Source organism: Azospirillum lipoferum 4B (assembly GCF_000283655.1).
Lineage (GTDB): Bacteria > Pseudomonadota > Alphaproteobacteria > Azospirillales > Azospirillaceae > Azospirillum > Azospirillum lipoferum_C.
Genome location: NC_016623.1, coordinates 393,055 through 419,935 on the forward strand (window position 1 = coordinate 393,055; position 26,881 = coordinate 419,935).

Here is a 26,881-nt window from a genome sequence, read left to right on the forward strand (position 1 = left end):
GGGACGGACAGGAGGAACGCGGAACAGGCGGTCAGCGGGCCGAACCCGATGCCTCGCCCTCCCCGCGGCCATTGCCCGACTTGCCGGACGCCGGCGCTCCCTTGTCGGGAGAGCGGGCATCCTGCACCAGCCGGGCACACTGTGGCTGCTCACCACTGCCCGGGTCAAGGAAGGGCAGCACGCCGGCCAGCGGAGTCAGCAGCACGCCGAGCGCCACCGCCGCCGCGCCGCGCGCCGCGGACTCGGTGGGATCGACGGCGATGTCGGGGTTGCCCAGCGTGCCGCCGACCAGCACCGGCACATGGGTGGCGAACATCTGCGGCGACTTGGAATCGCCGACGATCCGCAGGTCGAGCGCCTCGTTGCGCAGGCTGATGGTTCCCTTGCCGGTGACGATGGTCTCGGGCGTGTCCAGCACCAGCGCCTGGACGCGGGCGATGCCGTTCTCGACCGACAGGTTGCCGACCAGGCAGTTGAAGGGCAGCGGCTCCGACCCGGAGAGCACGACGCCCAGCGTCTCCAGAATGTTGGTCTTCAGGCCCTTGACCGCGAGGCTGGTGATTCGCCCGCCGTCGACCGAGACGCCGACCTTGCCGTCGGAGTTGGCCAGCAGGTCGGCCACCGTCTTCCCTGTCCCTGCAAGCTGGATGCGCCCCGCCACCGTGCCGCCGATCTGGCCGGCGAAGGAGGTCTCGCTGAAGAAGGCCGACAGCTTCATGGAGCGGATGTCCAGGTCGGTGCGCAGGGCCGGAACCTTGCGGCTGCCGTCCACCTGCACCGTGCCGGCGATCCGCCCGCCGCCGATGCCGAGCGACAGCGGGTCGAAATGAAGGTCGCCGGCGGTCAGCCTGACCCGCATCTCCAGGTCCTGAAGCGGGGCGAAGGGCGCCTCCACCCGCTTGCCGCGCAGGCGGACGTCCATGTCGGTGTTGCGCAGCTTCTCCACATTCACCGGTGTCGCCGGGATCACGCCGCCGTTGCCGCGGGTCGGGTAATCGTCGCTGCCGCGCGGCGAGGCGCCGACGAGGCCGGCCAGATCCTGGGCCGCCAGCCGGTCGGAGGTGAGCTGGGCCTTCACCATCGGCCGCTCGCCGGTGGTGTCGACCGACAGGTCGCCGGACAGGTCGCTTTCGCCGACCTTGCCGTTCATGCCGTGGAAGGCCCACAGGCCCCCTTCGCGCGACAGGTGGCCGGAGATGGCATAGGGGCGCGTCTTCGGCGTCGGGATGCCGAGGATCGGGAAGATCTCCGCCAGATCGTTGCCGCTGAGCGCCACCGACAGGTCGATGCCCTCCATCTTCACCGGCTCCGCCACCGAGCCCTCGATGCGGCCCTGGGTCTTGCCGACGGCGGCCTCGATCTTCATCGGATAGGGCTTGGGGTCGTCGCGCAGGGTGAGCAGCGAGCCGCCTTCCGCCGCCAGGGTGAAGGGTTTTCCGGCGAAGTTGCCCTTGCCGTTCAGCTGTACGGTGTCGCTGTCGTTGCCGCCGGTGGCGGTGTTGATGGTGTTGTCGATGTCGATGTCGCTGGTGGGATCGCGGTAGCGAATCCGGCCGTCGGCGATCACCAGCCGTTCGATCACCGGGATGTCGCCGCGGCCGTCGGGGGTCGCGGCCTCCTTCGCCACCTCCTTCTCCGCATTGGGCGGGCCGAAGTTCCAGTTGGCCTCACCTTGCTGGTTCTTCTCCAGGATCAGCTTGGGACCCTGGAACCTCAGCTCCGGCAGTTCCCAGTCGCCGCGCAGCAGGGGCCAGAGCCGCAACGTGGCGTCCAGCGCCTGGATCGCCAGCATGTCCTTGTCCTCGCCCCGCTCCTGCGCCCATTGGGCGTTGGCGACGCGCAGGCCTTCGACATGGATGCGGATGGGATTGCCGGGATGGACGCGCAGGTCGCCGTCGATGGCGACCTCGCGGTTCAACGCGGCCGAGGCGCGGCGGGCGACGAATCCACGGGCATCGTTCCAGTCGTACAGCAGCAGCACCGCGCCGACGCCGACCACGACGAGGCCGACCAGGCCCAGCAGGCCGTAGCCGATCCATTTGAACACCGATCCCGCCGCCCTTGCGCCCGCCATGCTCCCGGCCCTCCCGCAGATCGCCCCTCCCTGTCAACGGCCGGCGGAGAGGAACGGTGAAGGCTTCGGGCCGGGAGTACCGCAAGAGATCCCCCCGCCCAGCCTGAAGGTGGTATATTCACGTTGTGGCTTATATTGGATTTAACGCAAAATTCAGCTTCGCCGGGCCGTAATCGGACGACCCGGTTTCGACACCCCCTGGCAGCCACGGCCGCAGACACGATGCGCTCCCTTACCAATTTCGCCCCGTCCACCTTCGAGGAACGCGGTGCCGCGGTGGCTTTCACCACGCCGGTCCTGGCGCAGACGCGGGTGCGCAAGGACGGCCGCGACCAGCTGGAGGTCATGGTTCCCAACCTGTCGGAGGGGCGCGGCGTCTATGTGGTGCCGTGGAAGTCGCTGCCGCTGGCCTTCCCGATGACGGTGCACGACCGAATGCTGCACGACCTGATCGCCAAGGCCGACGGCTGTTCCCCCGACGACATCCGCAAGGCGGTGCTGGAGGCGGCGCGCTGCGGGCTTGCCGGCGGCGGGGCGGTGGCGGCGGCGGAAGCGGCGCTGAGCGACGACGAGGACCAGCGGCTGCTGATCAACTATCAGCTGATCGTCGAGGCGTTGAAGGCGGTCGGCCTGGAATCGACCGAGATCCTGCGGGTCGGCCTGACCTCCGCCGAGGGGCAGAAGCTGACCCGTGACCTGATGATGAAGGCGGCGCAGCGTCTGGCGCTGGAGCCGACCGAACTCTATGGCCGCATCGCCGAGCTGGCGGTGCTGATGGAATCGATCGGGCTCGCCAGCTCGCCCAAGCCGGCGCGGCTGCGGCGGCTGATGCGCGACCTGCAGGGCTTCCGCGACAGCATGACCGACTGGGCCACCGACAACGTGTCGGAAGCGGCCCCCATCGGCGGTTTCTGCGCCGAGGTGGCGGAGCACACGGTCAACCACGCCCGCAACGTCATCGGCCAGCTGGATCAGGCGATGGCCTCCTTCGAGACGCTGCTGCGCCAGTGGGAGACCAAGCGGCCGCAGATCCGCAAGGCGTCCAGCCGGCTGTCCTGGCTGCTGGACGGCTGGGAATACCTGATCCTGCTGTGGAGCGACGCGCTGACCCAGGACCGCTACAGCCAGGACATGGCGGTCCACGACATCTTCCGCGTCATCCCGCTGCTGCCCAGGGACGAGGGGCGGATCGACCAGTCGCTGATGGCCGACAAGCTGATCAACAGCCAGAAGCGGTCGGTGCGCGCCTATGTCGACTGGCGCAGCGGCCAGCTGGACGTCGATCTGGTGATGCGGATCGAGACGCTCAAAGGGAAGGCGGCCTGACCATGGAGATGAGGGATCTGGTCGCACTGGGCGACAAGCTTCTGGACATCGACGAGGCCAAGTTCCGTCAGGTCGTCACTCTGCTGGAGCAGATGAACGACCATCCCGACATCCAGCGCACCATCGCCGTCATCCGCCCCCGGCTGGTCGAGCTGCGGCTGCACCGCCGCCCGACGCTGAAGCGGCTGTTCTGCGACCCGTTCGAGGATCTGTTCGAAGCCCTGGGCAAGACCGACCCGGTGCCGCTGAGCGTGATCGAGCGGTCGCTGATGAACAGTCTGTGGCCGCTGGTGGAGGCCGAGATCGGCAAGGACCGGCTGCGCGCCTTCCGCCCCGCCCTGCAGGACGGGCCTGAGCGCAAGGCGCTGACCGAGGGGTTCTGGGCCGACTGCGGCACGGCGGTGGCCCGGATTGCCGAGGGGGCCGTCGCCGGCCATTACAGCGAGGCGCTCGATCTGCGGATGAATCCCGACCGCGTGCGCGCCCTGTCCGACATCGCCACCATCCTGTCCATCGCGCCCGAGGTGGCGGAGATGAAGGCGGCGCTGTCGCCCAAGCCGGTGCCGAAGCTGCACGGCGACCACATCGAGGCGATCCAGACCATCGGCCGCCGCATCGCCCGCGCCCGGCCGGACGCGCTGAAGATCTTCATCCTGACCGCGACCTCGCGCCTCGGCGACCCGTCCGCCCTGCTGAGCGGGTTGTGGGACATGGATCTGGGCCAGAAGCCGGCCGACCGCGCCACCCTGTTCATGGCGCTGAGCGGCACCGTCGTCGCCCAGATGGAGGACCGGTCGCGCGCCTTCCAGAACGCGCCCGGCGGCACCACCGACCGCATGGCGGTGGCCGATCTGGCGCTCGGCATCGTCGCCAGCCTGGACGCCACCCGCGCGGCGATGGAGCACAGCCGCAACAAGGAGTTCGACCAGCGGCTGAAGCAGGTCCGCAACTCCGTCCACGCCATGGTGAAGACCCAGGTGCTGCAGGACGCCGATGCCGGAATCATCGCGGCCATCGGCGTGCTGGACGGCGGCGGCGACGGGCGGACCCAGCTGGCCCAGGCGGAGAACCAGGCGCGGGCGCTGCGCAAATGCGCGACCATCGCCGATTCGCTGGGCCTGCGCGGCGAGCTGCGGGAGATGACCCAGAAGACCACCGCCTCGCTGACGGAAAAGGCGCAGCAGGCGCTGGGCGGTCCCGCCGGCAACACGCGCACCGGCTACACCGCCATCCGCATGATCGAACTGATTGCCGGACCCGCCGAAGCGAATAAGATCATGGACGGGATCATGAACGGCGGCCGGCGTTGACGGATACGGCGCCTTTCGGTTCGGAGGATCGGGCGATGGGAGCGGGATACACCGGGTGGGAACTGCCGGCAGACGAACGCAGCCGGCTGCTGGCCCTGATCCCGCCGCGCTATGAGCGGCTCGTCGCGGATCATGTGACCCTGCAGTTCGGCGCCGGCCCGCAGGAGCCGCTGCCGACCGCCACCGAGGCGGAGGTGATCGGCTGCGCCGACGACGGCGAGGGGGTGCAGGCGGTCGTCGTCGCCATCGACGGCACCAGCGACCGGCCCGACGGCTCCACCTACCACATCACATGGTCGCTGGAGCCCAACCGCCGCGCGGTGGAATCCAACGACGTCATCCGCGACTATGGCTGGCGCCCGGTGGAGCCGGTGACGATCCGGCTGGTGCCGCGGTTCTTCGGGCTGTGAGGCCGGGGGTGGGTCGGGGCCTCACGGCACCTCCGCCACCCCTTCCGCCGCCACGCCGCGCTTCAGGCGCTGTTCGCGGTAGACGATGAACAGGCCGCTGCCGATGATCAGCGCCGCCCCCACACCGATGCGGGCGGTCGGCGCGGTACCCCAGACGATAAGGTCGAGGATCACCGCCCACAGGATCGCGACATACTGGAACGGCACCACCACCGCCGCCGGGCTGAGCTGCAGCGAGCGGTTCATCATCGCGTGGCCGGCCAGCGCGGTGATGCCCAGCAGCCCCAGCAGGAAGAAGCCGAGCCAGCCCGGGGCTTCCCAGGTCCAGGGCAGCGTCACCCCGCCGATCAGCATCCCGCCGACCATCTGGTTGGCGACCAGCGTCAGGCTGGAGGCGGAGCGCAGGATGCGGGTGGAGATCACGCCGCATGAGAAGATGAAGGCGCCGAGCAGAGCCACCAGGGACGGCCACAGATCGAACCGGCCGGTCGGGTTCAGAACGATGACCACGCCGGCGAAGCCGACAGCAACTGCCACCCAGCGGCGCCAGCCGACGCTTTCCCCCAGCACCAGCACCGACAGCGCGGTGACGATCAGCGGCGCCGACATGTAGATGGTCATCACGTCGGCGAGCGGCAGATAACCGACCGCCCAGTAGAAACAGGCGACGTCCACCGTCATCAGCAACACGCGCAGGATGTGCAGCGGCAGCCGGTCGACGGCGAAGACCGCGGCCAGTCCCTCGCGCCAGATCATCGGCGCCAGCACCGCCAGCCCGAACAGGCTGCGCACGGCCAGCAGCATGGCGACCGGATGGTCGGCCACCAGCCATTTGCCAAGCGCGTCGTTCAGCGTGAAAAGCGTCATCCCGCCCAGCATCATCAGGATGCCACGGCGGGTGTCGGTCGCGGGGGCCGCGGTCATGGAAGGGTCCGGCGATGGTTGATGGCGTGGGATCCGCGGAAGCAGGCCGAAGACCTGCGCGGGCTGCGATATTGCTGGAATGGCGGACGAACGCAACCCCCGCCCGGCGAACGGGAGCGATGCGGAAAAATCCATCCGCGGCATGTCCGCGGGGTGTCAGCGATGGGCATCCTCCAGAACCGGCAACCGGTTCGTCGCCTTCATCTCCCGCAGGGACAGGTTCGAGCGGATGCTCGCGACGCCCGGCAGCCGTCTCAGCACCTTGTCGACGAACCCGCTGTAATCGTCGAGATCGCGCGCGACGACGACCAGCAGGAAATCCGCCTCTCCGGTGGTGTTGTGGCAACTCAGCACATGGGGGCAGGCCTGGATGATCGCCTCGAAGGCCGCGGTGACGTCCTCGCCATGCTGCGTGCAGACGATCTGCACGAAGGCCATGACGCCGAAGCCGAGCTTCCGGCGGTCCAGAACCGCCTGATACCCCTTGATGACCCCGGAATCCTCCAGACGCTTCTGTCGGCGCCAGCAGGACGCCTCGCTCAGCGCCAGCTGTTCGGCGAGCCTGGCGTTGGACAGCCGGCCATCCTGCTGCAGCCGGTCCACGATCACGGCATCCATCTTATCGAGCGGGTCCACGGCGAGGAATTCCTTCAAGGAAAAGATATCATCTGAAAGACTCCTTCATATCCTAGGGGGTGCTCCGTCTTCAATTGAAAGCCAATTTCAGCGGGTTCGCCGTAGTATGACGGGACCATTCCAGCAGGAGAGCCCCCATGAAAGCGGTGGTCTACGAGGCGTTTTCCGCACCGCCCAAAATCATGACCGTGCCCGACCCGACGCCGGAACCGCATGGAGTCGTCGTCAAGGTGATGGCGACCGGGGTTTGCCGCAGCGACTGGCATGGCTGGGTCGGCCACGACCCCGATATCCAGCTTCCGCATGTCCCCGGCCATGAACTGGCGGGCATCGTCGAGGCGGTCGGCAAGGACGTGACCAAATGGAAAATCGGCGACCGGGTGACGGTTCCGTTCGTCGGCGGCTGCGGCGCCTGTCCTGAATGCCATTCCGGCAATCATCAGGTCTGCGACCGGCAATTCCAGCCCGGTTTCACCCATTGGGGATCGTTCGCGCAATATGTCGGGCTGCATCGGGCGGATATCAATCTGGTCGGGCTGCCGGAGACGATGGACTTCACCACGGCCGCCAGCCTCGGCTGCCGCTTCGTGACCTCGTTCCGTGCCGTCGTCGATCAGGGCAAGACCTCCGCCGGCCAGTGGGTGGCGGTCCACGGTTGCGGCGGCGTCGGCCTGTCGGCGATCATGATCGCCAATGCGCTGGGCGCCAATGTCGTCGCCGTCGATATCTCGGAGGACAAGCTCGCCATGGCCCGCGCGCTGGGCGCGGTCGCCACGGTGAACGCGTCGGAGGTCGGAGAGGTCGCCGAAGCGGTGATCGAGATCACGCGCGGCGGCGCCCATGTCTCGCTCGACGCGCTGGGCCACCCCACCACCTGCTTCAATTCCATCGCCAACCTGCGCAAACGGGGCAAGCATGTGCAGGTCGGCCTGATGCTGGCCGAGAACAGCACCCCCGCCATCCCGATGAGCCTTGTCATTGCTCGCGAGCTGGAGATCCTGGGCAGCCACGGCATGCAGGCCCACCGCTATGACGCGATGCTGGAGATGATGCGCTCCGGCAAGCTGGCGCCGGAGAAGCTGATCGGCCGGACGATCAATCTTGAGCAGTCCATCGACGCCCTGGTGACCATGGACAGGTTCGAAGTCGCCGGCGTGACCGTCGTGACCGAGTTCTGAGGAGGGCGTTCGATGTCGGGGCCGGAAAGTCGGCGCTTTCCGGCCCCAACTCCTACGATCAGATCACGCCCTTCTCGCGCAAGGACGCGATGTCGGCCTCGCTCAAGCCGAGCTGATCCGCCAGCACGGTGTCGGTGTGCTGGCCCAGCGTCGGCGGGGCGGTGTCGTGGACCAGCGGCGTGCCACTGTAGCGGATCGGGCTCGCCACCGTCGGAACGCTGCCCTGGGTCGGGTGCGGCAGATCCTGGTGGATGTTGCGGGCCTTCACCTGCGGGTCTTCGAACACCGCGGTCAGGTCGTTGATCGGGCCGCAGGGAACGCCGACCTCTTCCAGCGCAGCCAGCCAGTCGTGGCTGTCGCGGGTCCGGATCAACTCCTCCAGCAGAGCCACCAACTCTTTGCGGTTGGCGACGCGGGCCGGGTTGGTGGCGTAGCGTTCATCCTTCGCAAGTTCCGGCTGCCCGGCGACTGTGCAGAACTTGGCGAACTGGCCATCGTTGCCGACCGCCAGGATGATGTAGCCGTCGCGGGTGGCGAAGGCCTGATAGGGCACGATGTTGGGATGGGCGTTGCCGAGCCGCTGCGGCGCCTTGCCGCCGACCAGACAATTCATCGCCTGGTTCGCCAGCACCGCCACCTGGACGTCGAGCAGCGCAAGGTCGACCTGCTGCCCCTCGCCGGTACGGTCGCGGTGGGCCAGCGCGCCCATGATGCCGATGGTGGCGTAGAGGCCGGTGAAGATGTCCGTCACCGCGACGCCGACCTTGACCGGACCGCCGCCCGGCTCGCCATCCGGCTGGCCGGTGATGCTCATCAACCCGCCCATGCCCTGGATCATGAAGTCGTAGCCGGCGCGGTTGCGGTACGGCCCGGTCTGGCCGAAGCCGGTGATCGAGCAGTAGACCAGCCGCGGGTTGACCGCCTTCAGGCTGTCATAGTCGAGGCCGTATTTGACCAGCCCGCCGACCTTGAAATTCTCGATGACGACGTCGGCCTGGGCGGCGAGCTTGCGGACGAGCTCCTGACCCTCGGGACGCTCGAAATCGATGGTGATGGAGCGCTTGCCTCGGTTGGTCGACAGGAAATAGGCCGACTGGTCGCCGGCCCAGGGCGGACCCCAGGCGCGGGTGTCGTCGCCGGCGCCCGGCCGTTCCACCTTGATCACGTCGGCGCCGAGATCGGCCAGCGTCTGCGCCGACCACGGCCCGGCCAGCACGCGCGACAGCTCCAGCACCCGGATGTGCGACAAGGGTCCGGCCAAGGTCACTTCCTCCTGTTGGTTTCTTATAGCCCTCTCCCGTCCCGGGAGAGGGAGGGACCCGCCGAAGGCGGGAGGGTGAGGGGTGATCCAAGGAACCGAAAGCGCATGGTTCCTTGCACTCCCCCTCACCCTTCCCAAGCTTCGCTTGGGCCCCTTCCCTCTCCCGGGGCGGGAGAGGGAGCGATTACGCCGACACCAGTTCTTCCAGGGAACACTCGATGATGTCCAGGCCTTCGTCGACCAGGGCGTCCGACGCGGTCAGCGGAACCAGCACGCGGATCACGTTGGCGTAGGTGCCGCAGGACAGCAGGATCAGGCCCTTCTCGGCGGCCTTGGCGACCAGCGCCTTGGTGAGGTCGGCGGCCGGCTCCTTGGTCTCGCGGTCAGTCACCAGTTCCATGGCGACCATGGCGCCCAGGTTGCGGACGTCGCCGATGACCGACAGGCTGTTGCGCTGGGCCATGGTGCGGAAGCGGCCGGCGATGCGCTCGCCGAGCTTTTCGGCGCGTTCGACCAGCTTCTCTTCCTCGATGACGTTGATGACGGCCAGGGCGGCGGTGGTCGCCAGCGGGCTGCCGGCATAGGTGCCGCCGAGGCCGCCGGGGATCGGGGCGTCCATCAGGGCGGCCTTGCCGGTCAGCGCCGACAGCGGGAAGCCGCCGGCCAGGCTCTTCGCCATGGTGACGAGGTCCGGCTCGATCCCGGCATGCTCGACGGCGAACATCTTGCCGGTGCGGGCGAAGCCGGTCTGGATCTCGTCGACGATCATGACGATGCCGTGCTTGTCGCAGACCGCGCGGATCGCCTGCAGGAAGGACGGGCTGGCGATGTTGAAGCCGCCCTCGCCCTGCACCGGCTCGATGATGATCGCGGCAACGCGGGCCGGATCGACGTCGGACTTGAACAGGGTGTCCAGCGCCTTCAGGCTCTCCGCCTCGCTGATGCCGCGATAGGCGTTGGGGAAGGGCACATGGAAGATTTCGGCCGGGAAGGGACCGAAGCCGACCTTGTAGGGCACGACCTTGCCGGTCAGGCCCATGGTCAGCAGCGTGCGGCCGTGGAAGCCGCCGGAGAAGGCGACCACGCCCGGACGGCCGGTGGCGGCGCGGGCGACCTTGACGGCGTTCTCCACCGCCTCGGCACCGGTGGTGAAGAAGGCGGTCTTCTTCGGCGTCGGGCCGGGGACCAGCGCGTTCAGCTTCTCCGCCAGCTCGACGAAGCTGTCATAGGGCGTGACCATCGCGCAGGTGTGGGTGAAGCGCTCCATCTGCGCCTTCACCGCCTCCATCACCTTCGGGTGGCGGTGGCCGGTGTTCAGCACGGCGATGCCGCCGGCGAAGTCGATGAAGCGCTTGCCCTCGATGTCCCACATCTCGGCATTTTCAGCCCGGTCGATGTAGAAGGGCATGCCGGCGGAAATGCCACGGGAGACGGCGGCCTCACGACGGGCGACGAAGGACTGATTGGTGGTCATTTTCGTACTTCCTTTGACTTTTCCCGTGGGGCGGGTCAGGCGCCGAGGCCGACGCAGAGATATTTGACTTCCATGAAATCATCGAGGCCGTACTTGGAGCCTTCGCGGCCGATGCCGGACTCCTTGACGCCGCCGAAGGGGGCCACCTCGGTCGAGATGATGCCTTCGTTGATGCCGACCATGCCGTATTCCAGCTTTTCCGCCACGCGCCAGACGCGGCCGATGTCGCGGCTGTAGAAGTAGGCGGCAAGCCCGAATTCGGTGTCGTTCGCCATGCGGATGGCGTCCTCTTCCGTCTCGAACTTGAACAGCGGGGCGACCGGGCCGAAGATCTCCTCGCGGGCGACGCGCATCTCGGTGGTGATGCCGGTCAGGATCGTCGGCTCGAAGAAGGTGCCGCCCAGTTCGTGGCGCTTGCCGCCGAGCGCGACCTTGGCGCCCTTCTCCAGCGCGTCGCCCATCAGCTCCTCGACCTTGGCGATGGCATCGGCATTGATCAGCGGACCCTGGGTGACGCCGGCCTCCGCACCGTTGCCGACCTTCAGCGCCTTGACGGCCTCGGCCAGCTTGGCGGCGAAGGCGTCATAGACGCCGGCCTGGACCAGCAGGCGGTTGGCGCAGACGCAGGTCTGGCCGGCGTTGCGGTACTTGGACGCCATGGCGCCCTTGACCGCCTCGTCCAGGTCGGCGTCGTCGAAGACGATGAAGGGGGCGTTGCCGCCCAGCTCCAGCGACACCTTCTTGACCGTGCTGGCGGCCTGCCGCATCAGCAGCTTGCCGACCTCGGTCGAGCCGGTGAAGCTGACCTTGCGGACGATCGGGCTGTGGGTCAGCTCGGTGCCGATGGCGGCCGGATCGCTGCCCATCACGATGTTGAAGACACCGGCGGGGAAACCGGCACGCTCCGCCAGTTCGGCCAGCGCCAGGGCGGACAGCGGCGTGTCCTCGGCCGGCTTGACCACCACGGTGCAGCCGGCGGCCAGCGCCGGGGCCACCTTGCGGGTGATCATGGCATTCGGGAAGTTCCACGGCGTGATCGCCGCGACGACGCCGATGGCCTCCTTCAGGACGACGATGCGCTTGTTGCCGGCGAAGGTCGGGATGACGTCGCCGTAGGCGCGCTTGCCCTCCTCCGCGAACCACTCGATGAAGGAGGCGCCATAGACCACCTCGCCCCGCGATTCGGTCAGGGGCTTGCCCTGCTCGGCGGTCATCAGCTGGGCCAGATCCTCCTGCGCCGCCAGGATCAGGTCGTACCAGCGGCGCAGGATGGCCGCGCGCTCCTTGGCAGTCTTGGCCTTCCAGGCCGGCAGGGCGGCGTTGGCGGCGTCGATCGCCTCGCGCGTCTCGGCGGCGCCCATGTCGGACACGTCCGCGATGACGGCGCCGGTGGCGGGGTTGGTGACCGGGAAGCTCTTCCCGGACTCGGCCGCACGCCACGCACCATTCACGTAGCCCTTGGTTCGGAGAAGGCCCTGGTCGTTCAACGACAGCATGTTCTATCCGCCCTGGATGAAGGATTGTGGAACCGTTAGGCCGCGCCCGGCGGACTCTCCCTTGTTCATCAAGGGCTTCCTGCGCGGGGGCCTGGATCTTGGACAGAAGCCTACCATGTTTAATAAATTAAACAACCCCTGTTTAGCTGTTCATATTCTGATGACGGGGTTGTGCGGATCGGCTATTGCCTAGACAGGTGTGGAACAGGAGTCCGGTGATGGAATTCGATGTCGGCGCCAGGTTGAAGCAGATCCGCGAGCAGCATGGGCTGTCCCAGCGGGCGCTCGCCCAGCGAGCCGGAGTGACCAACGGCACGATCTCTCTGATCGAGCAGAATCGCAGCAGCCCATCCGTTTCGTCATTGCGCAAGGTGCTTCAGGGCATCCCGATGACTCTTGCCGAATTCTTTTCCTCCGACGATTTGCCGCCGCCCGAGCAGATCTTCTTCAAGGGCGACGAGCTGATCGAACTGGCCGGCGAGCTGAAGGGCACCGTCGGCCAGGTTTCCTTCCGGCAGGTGGGCGACCTGCGCAGCCGCAACCTGCAAATCCTGCACGAACGCTACGCCCCCGGCGCCGACACAGGCCGCACCATGCTTCAGCATGAATCCGAAGAGGGCGGCATCGTCATCAAGGGCCAGATCGAGCTGACGGTGGGCGACCGCAAACAGCTGCTCGGCCCCGGCGACGCCTATTTCTTCGACAGCCGCGTGCCCCATCGGTTCCGCAACATCGGCGAGGTGGAATGCGAGCTGATCAGCGCCTGCACGCCGCCGTATTTGTGATGCGTTGGGGTGCGGTGCCCCCTCCCTAACCCTCCCCCACCTTCGGTGGGAGAGGGGACTGCCGCCCTACTGCAAATCCACCCTCTCCCTCGAAGAGGGGGAGGGAGGGACCCGCGAAGCGGGAGGGAGGGGGCACACGCACCTCTCCCCCTCACCCACTCCCCTACCCCGCATTCCCCTTCAGCCGCTCGTTGCGCCGGCGCAGGTATTCAAGCGTCGACAGCATGCAGACCGAGATCACCGTCAGCACCACCGCCACAGCCGTGATGGTGGGGCTGATGTTTTCGCGGATGCCGCTGAACATCTCACGCGGCAGCGTGCGCTGCTCCGGCCCGGCGAGCAACAGCACCGTCACCACCTCGTCGAAGCTGGTGGCGAAGGCGAAGAGCGCGCCCGACGCCAGACCCGGCAGGATCAGCGGCAGGATCACCTTGCGGAAGGTCAGCAGCGGCGGCGCGCCCAGCGAGGCGGCGGCACGGGCCAGCGTCATGTCGAAGCTCTGCAGCGTCGCCGACACGGTGATGACGACGAAGGGTGTCGCCAGCGCGGTGTGGACCAGGATCAGGCCCAGATAATTGCCGGTCAGGCCGAGTGGCGCGAAGAAGAAATAGACGCCGACCGCAGTGATGACGACCGGGACCACCATCGGCGACAGCACGACGGCCAGCACCAGCGGCTTCCACCTGCTCTTCCACTGCGCCAGCCCCAGCGAGGCCAGCGTGCCCAGCACCATCGACAGCATGGCGGAGGCCACGCCGATGATCATGCTGTTCTTCAACGCATGGATCCAGCGCGCCGAATTGATGAAGTCCTCGTACCAGCGCAGCGACAGGCCGGGCAGCGGATAGGTCAGATAGGTGCTGGAGCTGAAGGACAGCGGGACGATGGCCAGGATCGGCGCCATCAGGAAGAACAGAACCAGCGTGCCGGTGACGACCGTCGTGATCCAGGCGATGCGCTGGCTGGCGGTCTGGGGGGAATGGTTCGCGCTCAATTCTTCAGACCTCCCGTCGTCTGGCGGCCGAGCGCCAGCTTGCCGTAGAGCACCGCCAGCACCAGCGTGGACAGCAGCAGAACCGCGCCCAGCGCCGAGGCGAGGCCCCAGTTGACCGTTTCCGTGGTGTAGAAGGCGATGAAGGACGAAATCATCTGGTCCGCAGCACCGCCGACCAGCGCCGGCGTGATGTAGTAGCCGATGGCCAGGATGAAGACGAGCAGGCAGCCGGCGCCGATGCCCGGAATGGTCTGCGGCAGGTAGATGCGCAGGAAGGCGGTGACCGGCGGCGCGCCCAGCGAGGCGGCGGCCCGCATATAGGCCGGCGAGATGCCGCGCATGACGCTGTAGAGCGGCAGGATCATGAAGGGCAGCAGCACATGGGTCATCGCCATGTAGACGCCGAAGCGGTTGTAGATCAGCCGCATCGGCTCTTCGATGATGCCCAGCCATTGCAGGGAGCCGTTGACGATGCCCTCGCTCTGCAGGATCACGATCCAGGCGCAGGTGCGCACCAGCAGCGAGGTCCAGAAGGGCAGCAGCACGAAGATCATCAGCAGGTTCGAGCGGCCGGTCGGCAGATTCGCCAGCATGTAGGCAACCGGGAAGCCCAGGATCAGGCAGAGCACGGTGACGCCGAAGCCGATCTCGAAGGTGCGCAGGAAGACGTCGCGGTAGATCGACTGGTCCGCCGGGGCATGGACGATGTCGCCGTCCGGGTTGCGCGTCAGGTCGACCGCCGCCAGCAGGTAATAGCTGGTGACCGGACCGCTGGCGCTCTTGATCGCCGCCCAGCTCTCGCGCTCGCCCCAGGCCGGCGCGATCTCGATCAGCGTCGCCTTCGCGGTGCCGGGAGCGGGCTGCTCCTTCAGCTTGCGGCCGGTCGACAGCAGCGTGGTGCGGAAGCCGTTGACGACATAGTTCAGCCGCTTGGCGGCGACGGCCAGCGTTCCGGCCTCGCGCGCGGTGCGGATGTCGGCGGCGAGCGCGGCATAGGCGGCCTCGTCGGGCAGGCCCTGGCCGTTCCAGCGCTCCAGCGCCGCCACGGTCTGCGGCATCACCTGCGGCACTTCCCAGTCGTCCACCGACTTCCAGATCATGCCGGCGATCGGCACGACGAAGGTGAACAGCAGGAAGGCCAGCAGCGGCAGCACCAGACCCAGCGCACGGTACTGCCGGGCGCGCTCGGCCCGTTTCAATCGACGCTTCAACGGCACGTCGGCGCCGGCAACGAAGGCGGCTGTCATCGGCATTGTCCTGTTGGAAAGTCCCTTCCCTCTCCCGCCCCGGGAGAGGGTGGCGCCGAAGGCGCCGGGTGAGGGGTAATCCAAGGAACCATGCGGTTCGGGATTTTCGCGCTGCCCCTCACCCTTCCCGTGCTCCGCACGGACCCCTTCCCTCTCCCGGGACGGGAGAGGGAGACATCACAACTAAGTACTTACTTCGCCGCCCACTTGTTGAAGCGTTCGGTCAGGCGGTCGATGTTCTCCAGCCAGAAGTCGGTGTTGATCTCCACCGCGTTCTTCATGTTGTCGGGCGAGGTCGGCAGGTCGGTCAGGACCGCCTTCGACAGCAGCGACGGGGCCTTCTTGTTCGACGTGCCATAGGCGATGCCTTCGGACAGCTTGGCCTGGTTCTCCGCCTTGCCGACGAAGTTCAGGAACTTGTAGGCGGCCTCCTGATTCGGGCTGCCCTTCAGGATCACCCAGCTGTCGATGGTGTAGAGCGCGCCGTTCCACACCATGCCGAAGTTCTTGTTTTCCTTCTTGTTGGCGGCGTCGATGCGGCCGTTGTAGACCGAGGTCATCGCGACTTCGCCCGACGCCAGCAGCTGCGGCGGCTGGGCGCCGGCCTTCCACCAGACGATGTCGCTCTTGATGGTGTCGAGCTTCTTGAAGGCGCGCTCGACACCGGCATCGGTGCCCAGAACCTTGTAGACGTCGGCCGGCGCCACGCCGTCGGCCATCAGCGCGATCTCCAGCGTGGTCTTGGCACCCTGGCGCAGGCCGCGCTTGCCCGGATACTTCTTGGTGTCGAAGAAATCGGCCCAGCTCTTCGGCGCGTCCTTCAGCTTGTCCTTGTCGTAGCCCAGCACGAAGTCATAGACGATGGCGCCGACGCCGCAGGCGTTGACGGTGGACGGCAGGTAAGCGTCCTCGCCGCCGATCTTGGAGTAGTTCAGCTTCTCGTACAGGCCTTCGTCGCAGCCCAGAGCCAGCTCCTCGCTCTCGACCTGCACCACGTCCCAGGTGGAGGCGCCGCCCTGGACCTTGGCGCGCAGGACGCCGACGCCGCCGTCCCAGGATTCGTCGTTCATCGGCGTGCCGGTGGCCTTGAACGGCTCGAAATAGACCTTCTTCTGGACATCCTGATAGGCGCCGCCCCACGACACGACGGTCAGGTCGCGGGCGCTGGCGGCCGAAGCCAAAGCCGTGAGGGCGGTGAAGGTCGCAGCGAAACCGAGAGCCACCTTAATCTTCGACATGATCCCCGTCCTTATTCGTCGTGGTTGTTGTTGCTGGAAGGCACCCTGGCACTGAGGAACCACGTCCTCAGACCGGATCGAGCGCCCGGCAGTCCTCCGGGCGGAAAGCGATGTAGACGTCCTGGCCGGGCGCCAGACCGGCATAGGAGCCGGCCGGCAGCTTGACCATGAATTCCGGGTTGGCGGGCGTGGACAGAATCGCCAGCGTGTGGTCGCCGACATAGATCAGGTCGGTCAGCGTGGCCGGCAGGCGGTTGGTGGTCGCGTCGCCGCTGTCGCCGGTCTCGATCGCCACGCGCTCCGGACGGATGGACAGCGAGCTGCGGCTGCCGGCGCCGCTGACATTGACCGCCTGCGCCACCACCGAGCCGCCGGCATCCAGCGCGACCCGAGCCCAACCCTGTTCGATATTTTCAACAACGCCGTTCAGAACATTGTTCTCGCCGATGAAGTTGGCGACGAAGCTGTTCACCGGCCGCTCATACAGCGCATCCGGGCGGTCGATCTGCTGGACGATGCCGTCGTTGAACACCGCGATTCGGTCGGACATCGTCAGCGCTTCCCCCTGGTCGTGGGTGACGTAGACGACGGTCAGGCCCATCGTCTCGTGCAGGCGCTTGATCTCCAGCTGCATATGTTCGCGCAGGCGCTTGTCGAGCGCGCCCAGCGGTTCGTCCATCAGCACCAGGGCGGGGTTGAACACCAGGGCGCGGGCCAGTGCCACGCGCTGCTGCTGGCCGCCGGACAGCTGGCCGGGACGGCGCGACGCCAGGTTGCCGAGCTTGATCATGTCGAGCGCGGCGGCCACGCGTTCCTTGGTTTCCGCCTTGGAAACACCGCGCACCGACAGCGGGAAGGCGACGTTTTCCTCGATCGTCAGGTGGGGGAACAGGGCGTAGTTCTGGAAGACCATGCCGATGTCGCGCTTGTGCGGCGGCACGTTCTTGATCGGCCGGTCGCCGATGAAGATGTCGCCATGGGTCGGCACCTCGAACCCGGCCAGCATCATCAGCGTGGTGGTCTTGCCCGACCCCGACGGCCCCAGCAGCGTCAGGAATTCGCCCTTGCGGATGTCGAGATCGAGGCTTTTCACCACCAGATGCTCGCCATCGTAGGTCTTCTGCACCCCGGTGAAGCGCACCAGGGTATCTGTCGTCGCGATCATCCCGCCGTCCATCCGTCCGCTCCCGTCACAGGCGACCTGGATCCGGGTACGCCACCCCGGCCCGGTCCGTCTTTCTGGCCCTGACGGTAACACGCGTTTAAGAAAATAGACAAGAGGAATGACTATGCCTTGATCAATTCAACAGTCTGCCGTTTTTTTGTGCAAATGCGAAGGCCCTGCTTACGCTTCGACCGGCAGTGTGCTCCATTCGCATGCGATTGAGAAGACCAATGATCGATCTCGCGGACAGACGGAAGTATGAAAATCAGCTGTTGCCGCGAAGGGAGGGGGCGAATCGCCGCAGGCGACCCGCCCCCAATTCCCCCCGTTCAGCGCTGCTGGGCGGCCTGGGAGTAGACGAAGCTGTCGAAGCCGTTCTCGGCCACCCGGAACCACAGCCGCTCCTGCTCCAGGAAGGGCTTCCAGCCGTCATAGACCTTCTTGAAGCGCGGGTTGCCGGCGGCGAGCTTGTCGTAGAATTCGAACGCCGCCTTCTCGCAGGCCTGCATCATGTCGCGCGGGAAGGGCCGCAGCACGGCGCCGCCGGCGACCAGCCGCTTCAGCGCGGCGGCGTTCAGCGTGTCGTACTTGGCGATCATCCAGGTGTTGGCCTCCCAGCAGGCCTGCTCCAGGATGGTCTGGTAGGATTTCGGCAGCGATTCCCAGGCCTGCATGTTGAACATCAGCGGGATCTGCGCCGAGCCCTCCCACCAGCCGGGGTAGTAGTAGTATTTGGCGACCTTGTAGAATCCCAGCTTCTCGTCGTCGTGGGGGCCGACGAACTCCGCCGCGTCGATGGTGCCGCGTTCCAGCGCCGGATAGATGTCGCCGCCGCCGAGCTGCTGCGGGACCAGACCGAAGGGCGTCAGGATCTGGCCGACCAGACCGCCGATGCGCATCTTCAGCCCCTTCAGATCCTCCAGGCTCTTGATCTCCTTGCGGAACCAGCCGCCCATCTGGGCGCCGGTGTTGCCGGCGGGGATGTGGTGGATGTTGTAATCCTTGAACACCTCCCGCATCAGCTCCAGCCCGCCGCCATGCATCATCCAGGCGATGTGCTGGCGCGTGTTCAGGCCGAAGGGCATGGCGGTGTCGAAGCAGAAGGTCGGATCCTTGCCGACATAGAAATAGGCCGCCGACTGGCCGCACTCGACGGTGCCGTTCTGCACCGCGTCCAGCACCTGCAGCGCCGGAACGATCTCGCCGGCGGCGAAGGGGCGGATCTGGAACTTGCCGTCGGTGGCGTCGGACACGCGCCGGGCGATGAACTCCGCCGCGCCATAGATGGTGTCGAGGCTCTTGGGATAGCTCGACGCCATGCGCCACTTGATCTCCGGCTGGGAGCTCTGGGCGATGGCCGGGGCCGCAATGGTCCCGACGGTTCCGGCGGCGGCAAGGCCGACACCGGCGCTGGAAAGGAACGCACGCCGTTTCATGATGACGAATCTTCCCGACTGTATGGTTCGTTGGGCCGACATGATAGCGCAATCAACCGTTCGGGGAATCCCCCTTCCACCGGGGCAACACGGAATATGCGGAAGATCCTTGCGCCGGAAACGAAAAATCCAGCCGCATTGGGCTGGATTTTCGGCGACGCAGCATTATTTTTTGTTTCGATCGCCTGTCAGGCGTTTCCTCCCTAAACTCGGGCCGCGGCACAATAGCTAGCGGCCTTTTCCTTTTTCTGCAATACGCTGAAAGTCAGTTTCGCAAACTTTTTTGGCGGATGCACGACCGGCGCGCGTCAAACGGCAGATACCGATCTTCCATAAATTGCAGATGCCCGCGACTGTTTTGGTTGATCCCTTGTAAAGGGCCGGGATGGCGCAGTGTCTTCACTGGTCGAACTCTGCCCCACCCTTTGCGATTCCCGATGGGACCAGGGTCGGGGTAGGGGCGGAAGGCTACAGCCCCCGCACCATCCCGTTCATGAATCCCAGCTTCTCGATCACCGATGCCGACAGGATGAAGGGGTAGAGATCCGGCTGACCCATGCTGCGGTTCAGGCTGTTTACCGCATAGGTCAAGGGCAGCCAGGGGTCGATCAGATCCTCGATGTGCCGGGCCTTGTGGGGGTTGAAGTCGATCTCCGATTCGAGCTCTGCCCCTTCGCTGATGCGCGGGCGGATCCGCAGGCCGAAGGCACGGGCGGTCTCCAGCGTGTCGACGATGTGGAGGTAATGCGCCCAGGTCTCGGCGAAATCCTCCCACGGGTGGGCGGTGGCGTAGGAGCTGACGAAATTCGCCTGCCAATTGGCCGGCGCGCCGTTGGCGTAGTGGCGTTTCAGCGCCTCGCCGTAATCCTGGCGCTCGTCGCCGAACAGGGCGCGGAAGCGTTTCAGCAGGGCCGGGTCGTCGCGCACCTGCCGGTCCCAGACATAATGGCCGATCTCGTGCCGGAAATGGCCGAGCAGCGTGCGGTAGGGCTCGCCCATATCGGTGCGCCGCTTCTCGCGTTCGGCGTCGTCGGCCTCGGCGACGTTGATGGTGATCAGGCCGTTGGCGTGGCCGGTCAGCACCGGCGTCACCGTGCCGTCGGCGGCGACGGTGTCGGACAGGAAATCGAAGGCCAGCCCTTCCTCCGGATTTTCGATCCGGGTCTGCAGCGGCAGAGTCAGGTTGGTCAGCGTGTAGAACAGGTGGTGCTTGGCCAGTTCCAGCTTGCGCCAGAGCGTCAGGTTGGCGGTGTCGGACAGGTCGGGGATGGTGCGGTTGTGCCGGCAGGCGGCGCAATGGGTGTCGGATGAGTCGGCCGGCAGCATCCAGTTGCAGGCGTCCAATTCGGCGTTCGCACAGAATTTGTAGAGCGGTTCGCTGGTGGCGAGCGCGCTCCACACCCCGTCATGGTCGGTCGGGTCGATGGCCGACAGCGTGCCCACATCCGGCAGATAGCCAAGCCGGTAGCCGCAACGCTCGCACAGCGTGTTCTCGAAATAGAGCGGCTGGCGGCAGTTCTGGCATTCGAACAGTTTCATGGCGGCGGATCCTGCATGCCCTCTCCCGCCCCGGGAGAGGGAGGGGACCCGCGCCGAAGGCGTGGGGAGGGTGAGGGGTGATCCAAGGAACCGGAAGCGCATGGTTCCTTGCACGACCCCTCACCCTTCCCATGCTGCGCATGGGCCCCTTCCCTCTCCCGGGACGGGAGAGGGAGATTTGGCGTCGGTTCAGGTGGGCTTCTTCGCTTCGGGCTTGGCCTCGGCAGCCGCTTCCACCTTTTCCGGTTCTTTTACCGCCTCCTCCGTCACCGCTTCCTCCTCCGCCGGTTCCTTCACCTCCGCCGGCTTCTCCTCCTCCACGCTTTCCTCGCCGAAGGACAGGGTCGGGCTTTCGGCGACGTTGCGCAGGGCGTGGGCGGCGCGGCGGAGCGCGAAGGAGGTCTTGCCTTCCGGTTCCAGCGCCAGCAGCAGCAGCGAGCGGCCGGTCACCATATAGGTGTCGCCGGTGTCGACGCGCGGCGCCTCGTCGGGGTCCGGCAGGTTGGTGTCGACCAGACAGCGCCAGACGCTGCCGCCTGTCACCTCGGGCAGGGTGAACCCGACCACGTCGTGATGGCCGTTGATGACCAGAAGCAGCGTGGCGTCCATCGCCGGCCGCTTGATGCCGCTGGCCTGGGCGCGGCCGTCCAGCAGCATGCCCATGCAGCGGGCGTTGCCGTCATGCCAATGGCTTTCGTCCATCTCGTCGGCGCTGGGGGTCAGCCATGTCACGTCCTTGATGTCGAACTCGGCATTGTATTCGCCCGACAGGAAGCGGCCACGGCGCAGCATGGGGAAGGACTGGCGCACCGCGACGACGCGGCGGACGAACTCGATCAGCGCCTGCCCGTCCTCGTCGATGCCGTCCCAGTTCAGCCACGCCGTCTCGTTGTCCTGGCAATAGGCGTTGTTGTTGCCGTGCTGGGTGTTGCCGAACTCGTCGCCGGCCAGCAGCATCGGCGAGCCCTGGGACAGCAGCAGCGTCGCCAGCATGTTGCGCTTCTGGCGTTCGCGCAGTTCTCTGATCTCGGGGTCGTCGGTCGGACCCTCCACCCCATGGTTCCAGGACAGGTTGTGGGAGTGGCCGTCGTTGTTGTCCTCGCCGTTCGCCTCGTTGTGCTTGTCGTTGTAGGAGACGAGGTCGTTCAGCGTGTAGCCGTCATGGGCGGTGATGAAGTTCACGCTGGCCCAGGGCTTGCGCCCACGCTTGTCGAACAGGTCGGCGGAACCGCACAGCCGCGGCGCCACCTCCGGCAGCTTGCCCTCGTCGCCCTTCCAGAAGGCGCGGACGGTGTCGCGGTAGCGGTCGTTCCACTCCGCCCAGCCCGGCGGGAAATTGCCGACCTGATAGCCGCCGGGGCCGCAGTCCCAAGGCTCGGCGATCAGCTTGAGGCTGTTCAGGATCGGGTCCTGCAGGCAACTGTCGAGGAAGCCGCCGCCCTCGTCGAAGCCGTAGGACTCGCGGCCGAGGATGGTGGCGAGGTCGAAGCGGAAGCCGTCGACATGCATCTCGGTCGCCCAGTAGCGCAGGCTGTCGGTGACCATCTGCAGCACGCGCGGGTGGCTGAGGTTGACGGTGTTCCCGGTCCCCGTCTCGTTGATGTAATAGCGCTTCTGGTCCGGGAGCAGGCGGTAGTAGGAGGCGTTGTCGATGCCCTTGAAGGACAGCGTCGGCCCGCGCTCGTTGCCCTCGGCCGTGTGGTTGTAGACGACGTCGAGGATCACCTCCAGCCCGGCGTTGTGGAGATGGGCGACCATCTCCTTGAATTCCTTGATGGCGTTGCCCGACGCGGCATAGCGCGGTTCCGGCGCGAAGAAGCCGATGGAGTTGTAGCCCCAGTAATTCGCCAGCCCCTTGTCGACCAGATGCTGGTCCTGGACGAAGGCATGGACCGGCAGCAGCTCCACCGAGGTGACGCCGAGCGACTTGATGTAGTCGACCACCTCCTTCACCGCCATGCCGCCATAGGTGCCGCGCAGGCTGTCGGGCACCGCCGGGTGCAGCTTGGTGAAGCCCTTCACATGGGTTTCGTAGAAGATGGTGCGGTCCCAGGCGGTGCCGGGCTTGTGGTCGCGGCCCCAGGTGAAGGCGGGGTCGATCACCTTGCATTTCGGCATGAAGGGCGCGCTGTCGCGCTCGTCATAGGTCAGGTCGTCGCCCGATTCCATCACATAGCCGAAATGGGCCGGGTTCCAGCGGATCTCGCCGACCAGCTCCTTGGCATAGGGGTCGAGCAGAAGCTTGTTGGGGTTGAAGCGGTGCCCCTGCTCCGGCTCGTAGGGGCCATAGACGCGGTAGCCGTAGAGCAGGCCGGGACGGGCATCGGGCAGGTAGCCGTGCCAGATCTCGTTGGTGAATTCGGGAAGCTCGATGCGTTCGAGCTCCTCCTCGCCATTTTCATCGAACAGACACAGTTCGACCTTGGTGGCGTGGGCGGAAAACAAGGCGAAGTTGACGCCGAGGCCGTCCCACGTCGCGCCCAGCGGAAAGGGCAATCCTTCGCCGAGCCGCGTTGCCTGTCTCAGGATGTTTGCCATGATCGCCCACTTCTCCGCCTGGATCGAAAGTCGTGCCCTCGCCTCAGAACAGTGTGAAGCGCGGGCCGAGCCTTCAACCCGGCCGATGGGCGCTTGTTCCTTCCCGAAGCTCCTCATCCCTTCAGGATAGGACCGGCCCGGTGCCCGCCGGCATCACGCGGTGCAGCAAGGCGGCCAGGTCGCGCAGGCCGCGGTCGCGCGGGTCGCTGGCCCGCCAGACCAGACCGATGACGCGGCCGGGCGGGCGGGCGCCGTTGGAAGACGCATCGAAGGGGCGGTAATCCACCAGCCCGCCGACGCTGGCGGTCCGGCCGGCCTCCCCCTGGGTCGCCAGCAGCGGCATCAGCGTACAGCCGGCCCCGGCGGCCACCATGTGGCGCAGGGTCTCCAGCCCGGTGGCATGGACGCCGCCGCCGCGCGCGCTGAGGCCGCAGGCGGCCAGCGCCTGATCGCGCAGGCAGTGCCCCTCCTCCAGCAGCAGAAGCTCCGACGGGTCGAGGTCGTTCAGCGACAGGGTGGGCGACGAACAGAGGCGATGGCCGGCGGGATGGGCGAGCAGGAAGGGCTCGAAGAACAGCGGCTCCGCCACCAGCCCGTCGGTTTCCACCGGCAGGGCCAGCAGCACGGCGTCGAGCCGGCCGTCGCGCAGCTCCTCCAGCAGGCTGTCGGTCCGTCCTTCCGACAGGATCAGCGTCAGGTCGGGCCAGGCCTCGCGCAGCGGCGGCAGGATGTGCGGGAACAGGTAGGGGCCCAGCGTGTGGATCGCCGCCAGCCGCAGCCGCCCGGTCAGCGCGCCGCCCGACCCGTCGGCCAGGGCCAGCAGGCGCCGCGCCTCCTCCAGCACCACACGGGCCTGGGCGACGATGGCCTCGCCACGCGGGGTCAGCAGGACCTTGCGGCTGGTCCGCTCGAACAGGGAGAGGCCAAGCGCCTCCTCCAGCTTGCGGATCTGGGCGCTCAGCGACGGCTGGCTGACGGCGCAGCGTTCGGCGGCGCGGCCGAAATGACGCAGCTCGGCGACGGCGACGACATATTCGAGGTCACGCAGGGAGAGGGCGGAGAGATTCATAGACAGTGCCTATGGGAGCATTTCCTTCAATGTCTTGGATATATCGTTCAAGACGCCGGATAACCAGAGGCGAGACAATGACGCCGCACAGAGCGACACCCGCCTTAACGAGGATGACCCGGATGAGCACCCTGACCACCAGCTTCGGCCAGCCCGTTCCCGACAACCAGAATTCGCTGAGCGCCGGTCCGCGCGGTCCGCTGCTGCTGCAGGACTTTCACCTGATCGAGAAGCTGGCCCATTTCAACCGCGAACGCATTCCGGAGCGCGTGGTCCACGCCAAGGGCGCCGGCGCCTATGGCAGCTTCCGCGTCACCCGCGACGTGACCGGTTGGACCAAGGCCGCCTTCCTGTCGTCGGTGGGCAAGGAGACGCCCGTCTTCCTGCGCTTCTCCACCGTCGGCGGCGAGAAGGGCTCCGCCGATGCCGAGCGCGACCCGCGCGGCTTCGCCGTGAAGTTCTACACGGAAGAGGGCAACTACGATCTGGTCGGCAACAACACGCCGGTCTTCTTCCTGCGCGATCCGCTGAAGTTCCCGGATTTCATCCACACCCAGAAGCGCAACCCGGCCACCAACCTGAAGGACCCCACCGCGATGTGGGACTTCTTCTCGCTGTCGCCGGAGACGATGCACCAGCTGACCATCCTGTTCAGCGACCGCGGCACGCCGCGCAGCTATCGCCACATGGACGGCTTCAGCAGCCACACCTTCTCGTGGATCAACGCGGCGAACGAACGCTTCTGGGTCAAGTACCACTTCAAGACCCGCCAGGGCATCGAGAACTTCACCGCCGAGCAGGCGACGGTGATGGGCGGCATCGACCCCGACCACGCCACCCGCGACCTGTACGCCTCGATCGAGGAGGGCGACTTCCCGGCCTGGACCGTTTCGGTGCAGATCATGCCGGAGGCGGAGGCCGACGATTACCGCATCAACCCGTTCGACCTGACCAAGGTGTGGCCGCATGCCGATTACCCGCTGATCGAGATCGGCGAGCTGGTGCTGAACCGCAACCCGGAGAATTTCTTCGCGGAGACCGAGCAGGCCGCCTTCAGCCCGGCCAGCGTGGTGCCCGGCATCTCCTTCAGCCCGGACAAGATGCTGCAGGGCCGGCTGTTCGCCTATGCCGACGCCCACCGCTACCGGCTGGGCGGCAACTACGCCCAAATCCCGGTGAACAAGCCGCAGGGCTGCCCGGTCCACAACTATCAGCGCGACGGCGCCATGCGCACCGACGGCAACGGCGGCGCCCGGCCGAATTACGAGCCGAACAGCTTCGGCGGCCCGACGCAGACCGGTGTCGCGAGCGAACCGCCGCTGCGCATCCGCGGCGACGCCGCCCACTACGACCACCGCGAGGGCAACGACGACTACGCCCAGGCCGGCGCGCTGTTCCGCCTGATCGGCGCCGAGGCTCAGGACCGCCTGATGGACAACATCGCCGGCAGCCTGGGCAAGGCCCCGCTGTTCATCCAGCAGCGCCAGCTGAAGCATTTCCTGGCCGCCGACCCGGCCTATGGCGAGGGCGTGGCCAAGCGGCTGGGCCTGACCGTGGCGCAGGCCGCGGAGTGACGTGAGATTTCCGGCCCTTCCGCCGCTTTGCGGAGGGGCCGGCTACGAGATGCCGCGCCCATACCCCCGGGCGCTGGCATGATTGCCGGCATCCTGCCGCGCATTTCCCCGTTTGACTTGCAGCCCTCTTCCCGGCGACGGGGGGAGGGCGTTTTTTATGCTATTGTAAATGGTTCATCGTTCTATTCTGAGAAAGATGAATGTTGCACCATCCGAAGAGCAATGTATCCTCGCGCTATCCGCAACTCCTAGGCAAACATCAAAATTCTCGCGAACTGATTTGTATACAGTTTCTATCGCCATCTGATTGCAGTTGGCTGTAGATTTAGATACTGATTTCGTAAACCCGGAGATTAAAATGGAAGAATGTTATATGTGCAAGAGCCTCTCAACGTCGAAAGAGCACGTACCACCCAAATGCTTATTCCCGGAGGGAAAGGAATTTGGCGAAGACTTCCGGAAAAATTTAATAACAGTTCCATCTTGCGACCAGCACAATTCAGCAAAATCAAGCGACGACGAGTTCTTGATGATCAGCCTTGCCGGAATCATCGGGAACAACTCTATTGGATTCAGACATAAGTTTAGCAAAGTTAACAGGGCCATTAGGAGAAATTCTAAAATACTTTTGGAAGAAGTTTTCGTCGGTGAAAAGAAGATATTTGCGATTGAGTGTAGAAATAATTCGTTTATTGATTGCATTTGGGGAACGCCAAATTACGAAAGACTGAGTAGGTGTTTCGACCGCATTGTCAGAGGAATTTATCTACATCACTTTGGCGAGAAATTTTTCGGAGAAACAAGGGTAGTTCTAGGCTACCTCTCCATTAAGGAGCCAAGCGCCAGAAACTTTTATCATTTTATAAGGGATAAATCTGAGATTGAACTCAGGGATAAACAGAATCATGGAAACAATCCCGATGTATTCTATTATCAAATTTCGGATCGTGATCAATTTGGCATCAGTCTTGTTAGGTTTTGTTTTTATGGTGGCATAAACATATATGCTTCCCTCAAGCCAGACGGAACACAACTCCCAATGAATTTGGCCGTTGAGCTAATGAACAAAGGAATAAAAACGATATTCTATCTCGGAGACAAAAAATACGAGATAAATTGAGTAGTGAAAAATTTCTTAACGCCTGCACTGAAGAGAAGTTATGAGATTTTCAAATTGTTCCTGAGCACCTCAGAAGGATGATTGCGA

21 protein-coding genes are annotated in these 26,881 nt (G+C 65.7%); 7 read left to right on the forward strand and 14 right to left on the reverse strand.

Translation table 11 applies throughout. The annotated features are described in order from the left end of the window. Nucleotides 1-31: 31 nt before the first annotated feature. Nucleotides 32-2,074, reverse strand: a complete 2,043-nt coding sequence (locus AZOLI_RS23210; protein WP_014249634.1) for an AsmA family protein — start codon at nt 2,072-2,074, stop codon at nt 32-34. Between the two features lie 222 nt (nt 2,075-2,296). Here AZOLI_RS23210 and AZOLI_RS23215 point away from each other — a divergent pair, with 222 nt between their 5' ends. The 3 genes from AZOLI_RS23215 to AZOLI_RS23225 are packed head-to-tail and all read left to right on the forward strand — an operon-like array spanning nt 2,297 to nt 5,120. Further along, nucleotides 2,297-3,400: a hypothetical protein gene (locus AZOLI_RS23215; RefSeq protein ID WP_014249635.1), complete on the forward strand. Its 1,104-nt coding sequence runs from the start codon at nt 2,297-2,299 to the stop codon at nt 3,398-3,400. Nucleotides 3,401-3,402: 2 nt separating this feature from the next. Beyond that, complete coding sequence (locus tag AZOLI_RS23220) at nt 3,403-4,710, forward strand: hypothetical protein (RefSeq protein WP_014249636.1); 1,308 nt, start codon at nt 3,403-3,405, stop codon at nt 4,708-4,710. A 35-nt stretch (nt 4,711-4,745) separates the two neighbouring features. Continuing rightward, a complete protein-coding gene (locus AZOLI_RS23225; protein WP_014249637.1) occupies nt 4,746-5,120 on the forward strand; it encodes a hypothetical protein in 375 nt (124 codons plus the stop codon). A gap of 21 nt (nt 5,121-5,141) precedes the next feature. Here the strand turns inward: AZOLI_RS23225 and AZOLI_RS23230 are convergent, their stop codons facing one another. Further along, nucleotides 5,142-6,044: a DMT family transporter gene (locus AZOLI_RS23230; RefSeq protein ID WP_014249638.1), complete on the reverse strand. Its 903-nt coding sequence runs from the start codon at nt 6,042-6,044 to the stop codon at nt 5,142-5,144. A 156-nt stretch (nt 6,045-6,200) separates the two neighbouring features. Continuing rightward, complete coding sequence (locus AZOLI_RS23235) at nt 6,201-6,680, reverse strand: Lrp/AsnC family transcriptional regulator (RefSeq protein WP_014249639.1); 480 nt, start codon at nt 6,678-6,680, stop codon at nt 6,201-6,203. Nucleotides 6,681-6,817: 137 nt separating this feature from the next. Here AZOLI_RS23235 and AZOLI_RS23240 point away from each other — a divergent pair, with 137 nt between their 5' ends. Continuing rightward, a complete protein-coding gene (locus AZOLI_RS23240; protein ID WP_014249640.1) occupies nt 6,818-7,858 on the forward strand; it encodes a zinc-dependent alcohol dehydrogenase family protein in 1,041 nt (346 codons plus the stop codon). Between the two features lie 58 nt (nt 7,859-7,916). Here the strand turns inward: AZOLI_RS23240 and AZOLI_RS23245 are convergent, their stop codons facing one another. The 3 genes from AZOLI_RS23245 to AZOLI_RS23255 all read right to left on the reverse strand — a co-directional run bounded on the left by AZOLI_RS23245 (nt 7,917) and on the right by AZOLI_RS23255 (nt 12,089). Further along, a complete protein-coding gene (locus AZOLI_RS23245; protein ID WP_014249641.1) occupies nt 7,917-9,119 on the reverse strand; it encodes a CaiB/BaiF CoA transferase family protein in 1,203 nt (400 codons plus the stop codon). Between the two features lie 184 nt (nt 9,120-9,303). After that, a complete protein-coding gene (gabT, locus tag AZOLI_RS23250) occupies nt 9,304-10,593 on the reverse strand; it encodes a 4-aminobutyrate--2-oxoglutarate transaminase (protein WP_014249642.1) in 1,290 nt (429 codons plus the stop codon). 35 nt (nt 10,594-10,628) lie between these two features. Continuing rightward, nucleotides 10,629-12,089: an NAD-dependent succinate-semialdehyde dehydrogenase gene (locus AZOLI_RS23255; RefSeq protein WP_014249643.1), complete on the reverse strand. Its 1,461-nt coding sequence runs from the start codon at nt 12,087-12,089 to the stop codon at nt 10,629-10,631. A 218-nt stretch (nt 12,090-12,307) separates the two neighbouring features. Between AZOLI_RS23255 and AZOLI_RS23260 the strand changes: the two genes are divergently transcribed. Continuing rightward, nucleotides 12,308-12,874 (forward strand): cupin domain-containing protein, encoded by a 567-nt coding sequence (locus AZOLI_RS23260; RefSeq protein ID WP_014249644.1) that lies wholly within the window; start codon nt 12,308-12,310, stop codon nt 12,872-12,874. A gap of 163 nt (nt 12,875-13,037) precedes the next feature. Here AZOLI_RS23260 and AZOLI_RS23265 read toward each other — a convergent pair whose 3' ends face one another. From AZOLI_RS23265 to AZOLI_RS23300, 8 genes are all read right to left on the reverse strand, one after another. Beyond that, nucleotides 13,038-13,868 (reverse strand): ABC transporter permease, encoded by an 831-nt coding sequence (locus AZOLI_RS23265; protein ID WP_014249645.1) that lies wholly within the window; start codon nt 13,866-13,868, stop codon nt 13,038-13,040. Beyond that, nucleotides 13,865-15,115 (reverse strand): ABC transporter permease, encoded by a 1,251-nt coding sequence (locus AZOLI_RS23270; protein ID WP_014249646.1) that lies wholly within the window; start codon nt 15,113-15,115, stop codon nt 13,865-13,867. Before AZOLI_RS23270 ends, AZOLI_RS23265 begins: the two co-directional genes overlap by 4 nt. Before the next feature lie 191 nt (nt 15,116-15,306). Next, nucleotides 15,307-16,353 carry an ABC transporter substrate-binding protein gene (locus AZOLI_RS23275; RefSeq protein ID WP_014249647.1) on the reverse strand — a complete coding sequence of 349 codons (1,047 nt, stop codon included), beginning with the start codon at nt 16,351-16,353 and terminating at the stop codon, nt 15,307-15,309. Between the two features lie 67 nt (nt 16,354-16,420). Beyond that, nucleotides 16,421-17,530 carry an ABC transporter ATP-binding protein gene (locus tag AZOLI_RS23280; RefSeq protein ID WP_014249648.1) on the reverse strand — a complete coding sequence of 370 codons (1,110 nt, stop codon included), beginning with the start codon at nt 17,528-17,530 and terminating at the stop codon, nt 16,421-16,423. 317 nt (nt 17,531-17,847) lie between these two features. Next, on the reverse strand, nt 17,848-18,954 hold the full coding sequence (locus AZOLI_RS23285) for a TRAP transporter substrate-binding protein (protein WP_044552854.1): 1,107 nt from the start codon (nt 18,952-18,954) through the stop codon (nt 17,848-17,850). Between the two features lie 468 nt (nt 18,955-19,422). Then, nucleotides 19,423-20,493 (reverse strand): zinc-binding metallopeptidase family protein, encoded by a 1,071-nt coding sequence (locus AZOLI_RS23290; protein WP_014249650.1) that lies wholly within the window; start codon nt 20,491-20,493, stop codon nt 19,423-19,425. A 189-nt stretch (nt 20,494-20,682) separates the two neighbouring features. Further along, a complete protein-coding gene (gene glgX / locus AZOLI_RS23295) occupies nt 20,683-23,031 on the reverse strand; it encodes a glycogen debranching protein GlgX (protein WP_014249651.1) in 2,349 nt (782 codons plus the stop codon). A 121-nt stretch (nt 23,032-23,152) separates the two neighbouring features. After that, entirely contained in the window at nt 23,153-24,100 is a 948-nt protein-coding gene (locus AZOLI_RS23300) for a LysR substrate-binding domain-containing protein (RefSeq protein WP_014249652.1), read from the reverse strand. A 113-nt stretch (nt 24,101-24,213) separates the two neighbouring features. Here AZOLI_RS23300 and AZOLI_RS23305 point away from each other — a divergent pair, with 113 nt between their 5' ends. After that, the gene (locus tag AZOLI_RS23305; RefSeq protein ID WP_044552855.1) at nt 24,214-25,674 is read left to right on the forward strand and encodes a catalase; all 1,461 of its coding nucleotides are present in this window, start codon (nt 24,214-24,216) and stop codon (nt 25,672-25,674) included. 358 nt (nt 25,675-26,032) lie between these two features. Next, nucleotides 26,033-26,794, forward strand: a complete 762-nt coding sequence (locus AZOLI_RS32700; protein ID WP_244442624.1) for a hypothetical protein — start codon at nt 26,033-26,035, stop codon at nt 26,792-26,794. Nucleotides 26,795-26,881: the final 87 nt, after the last annotated feature.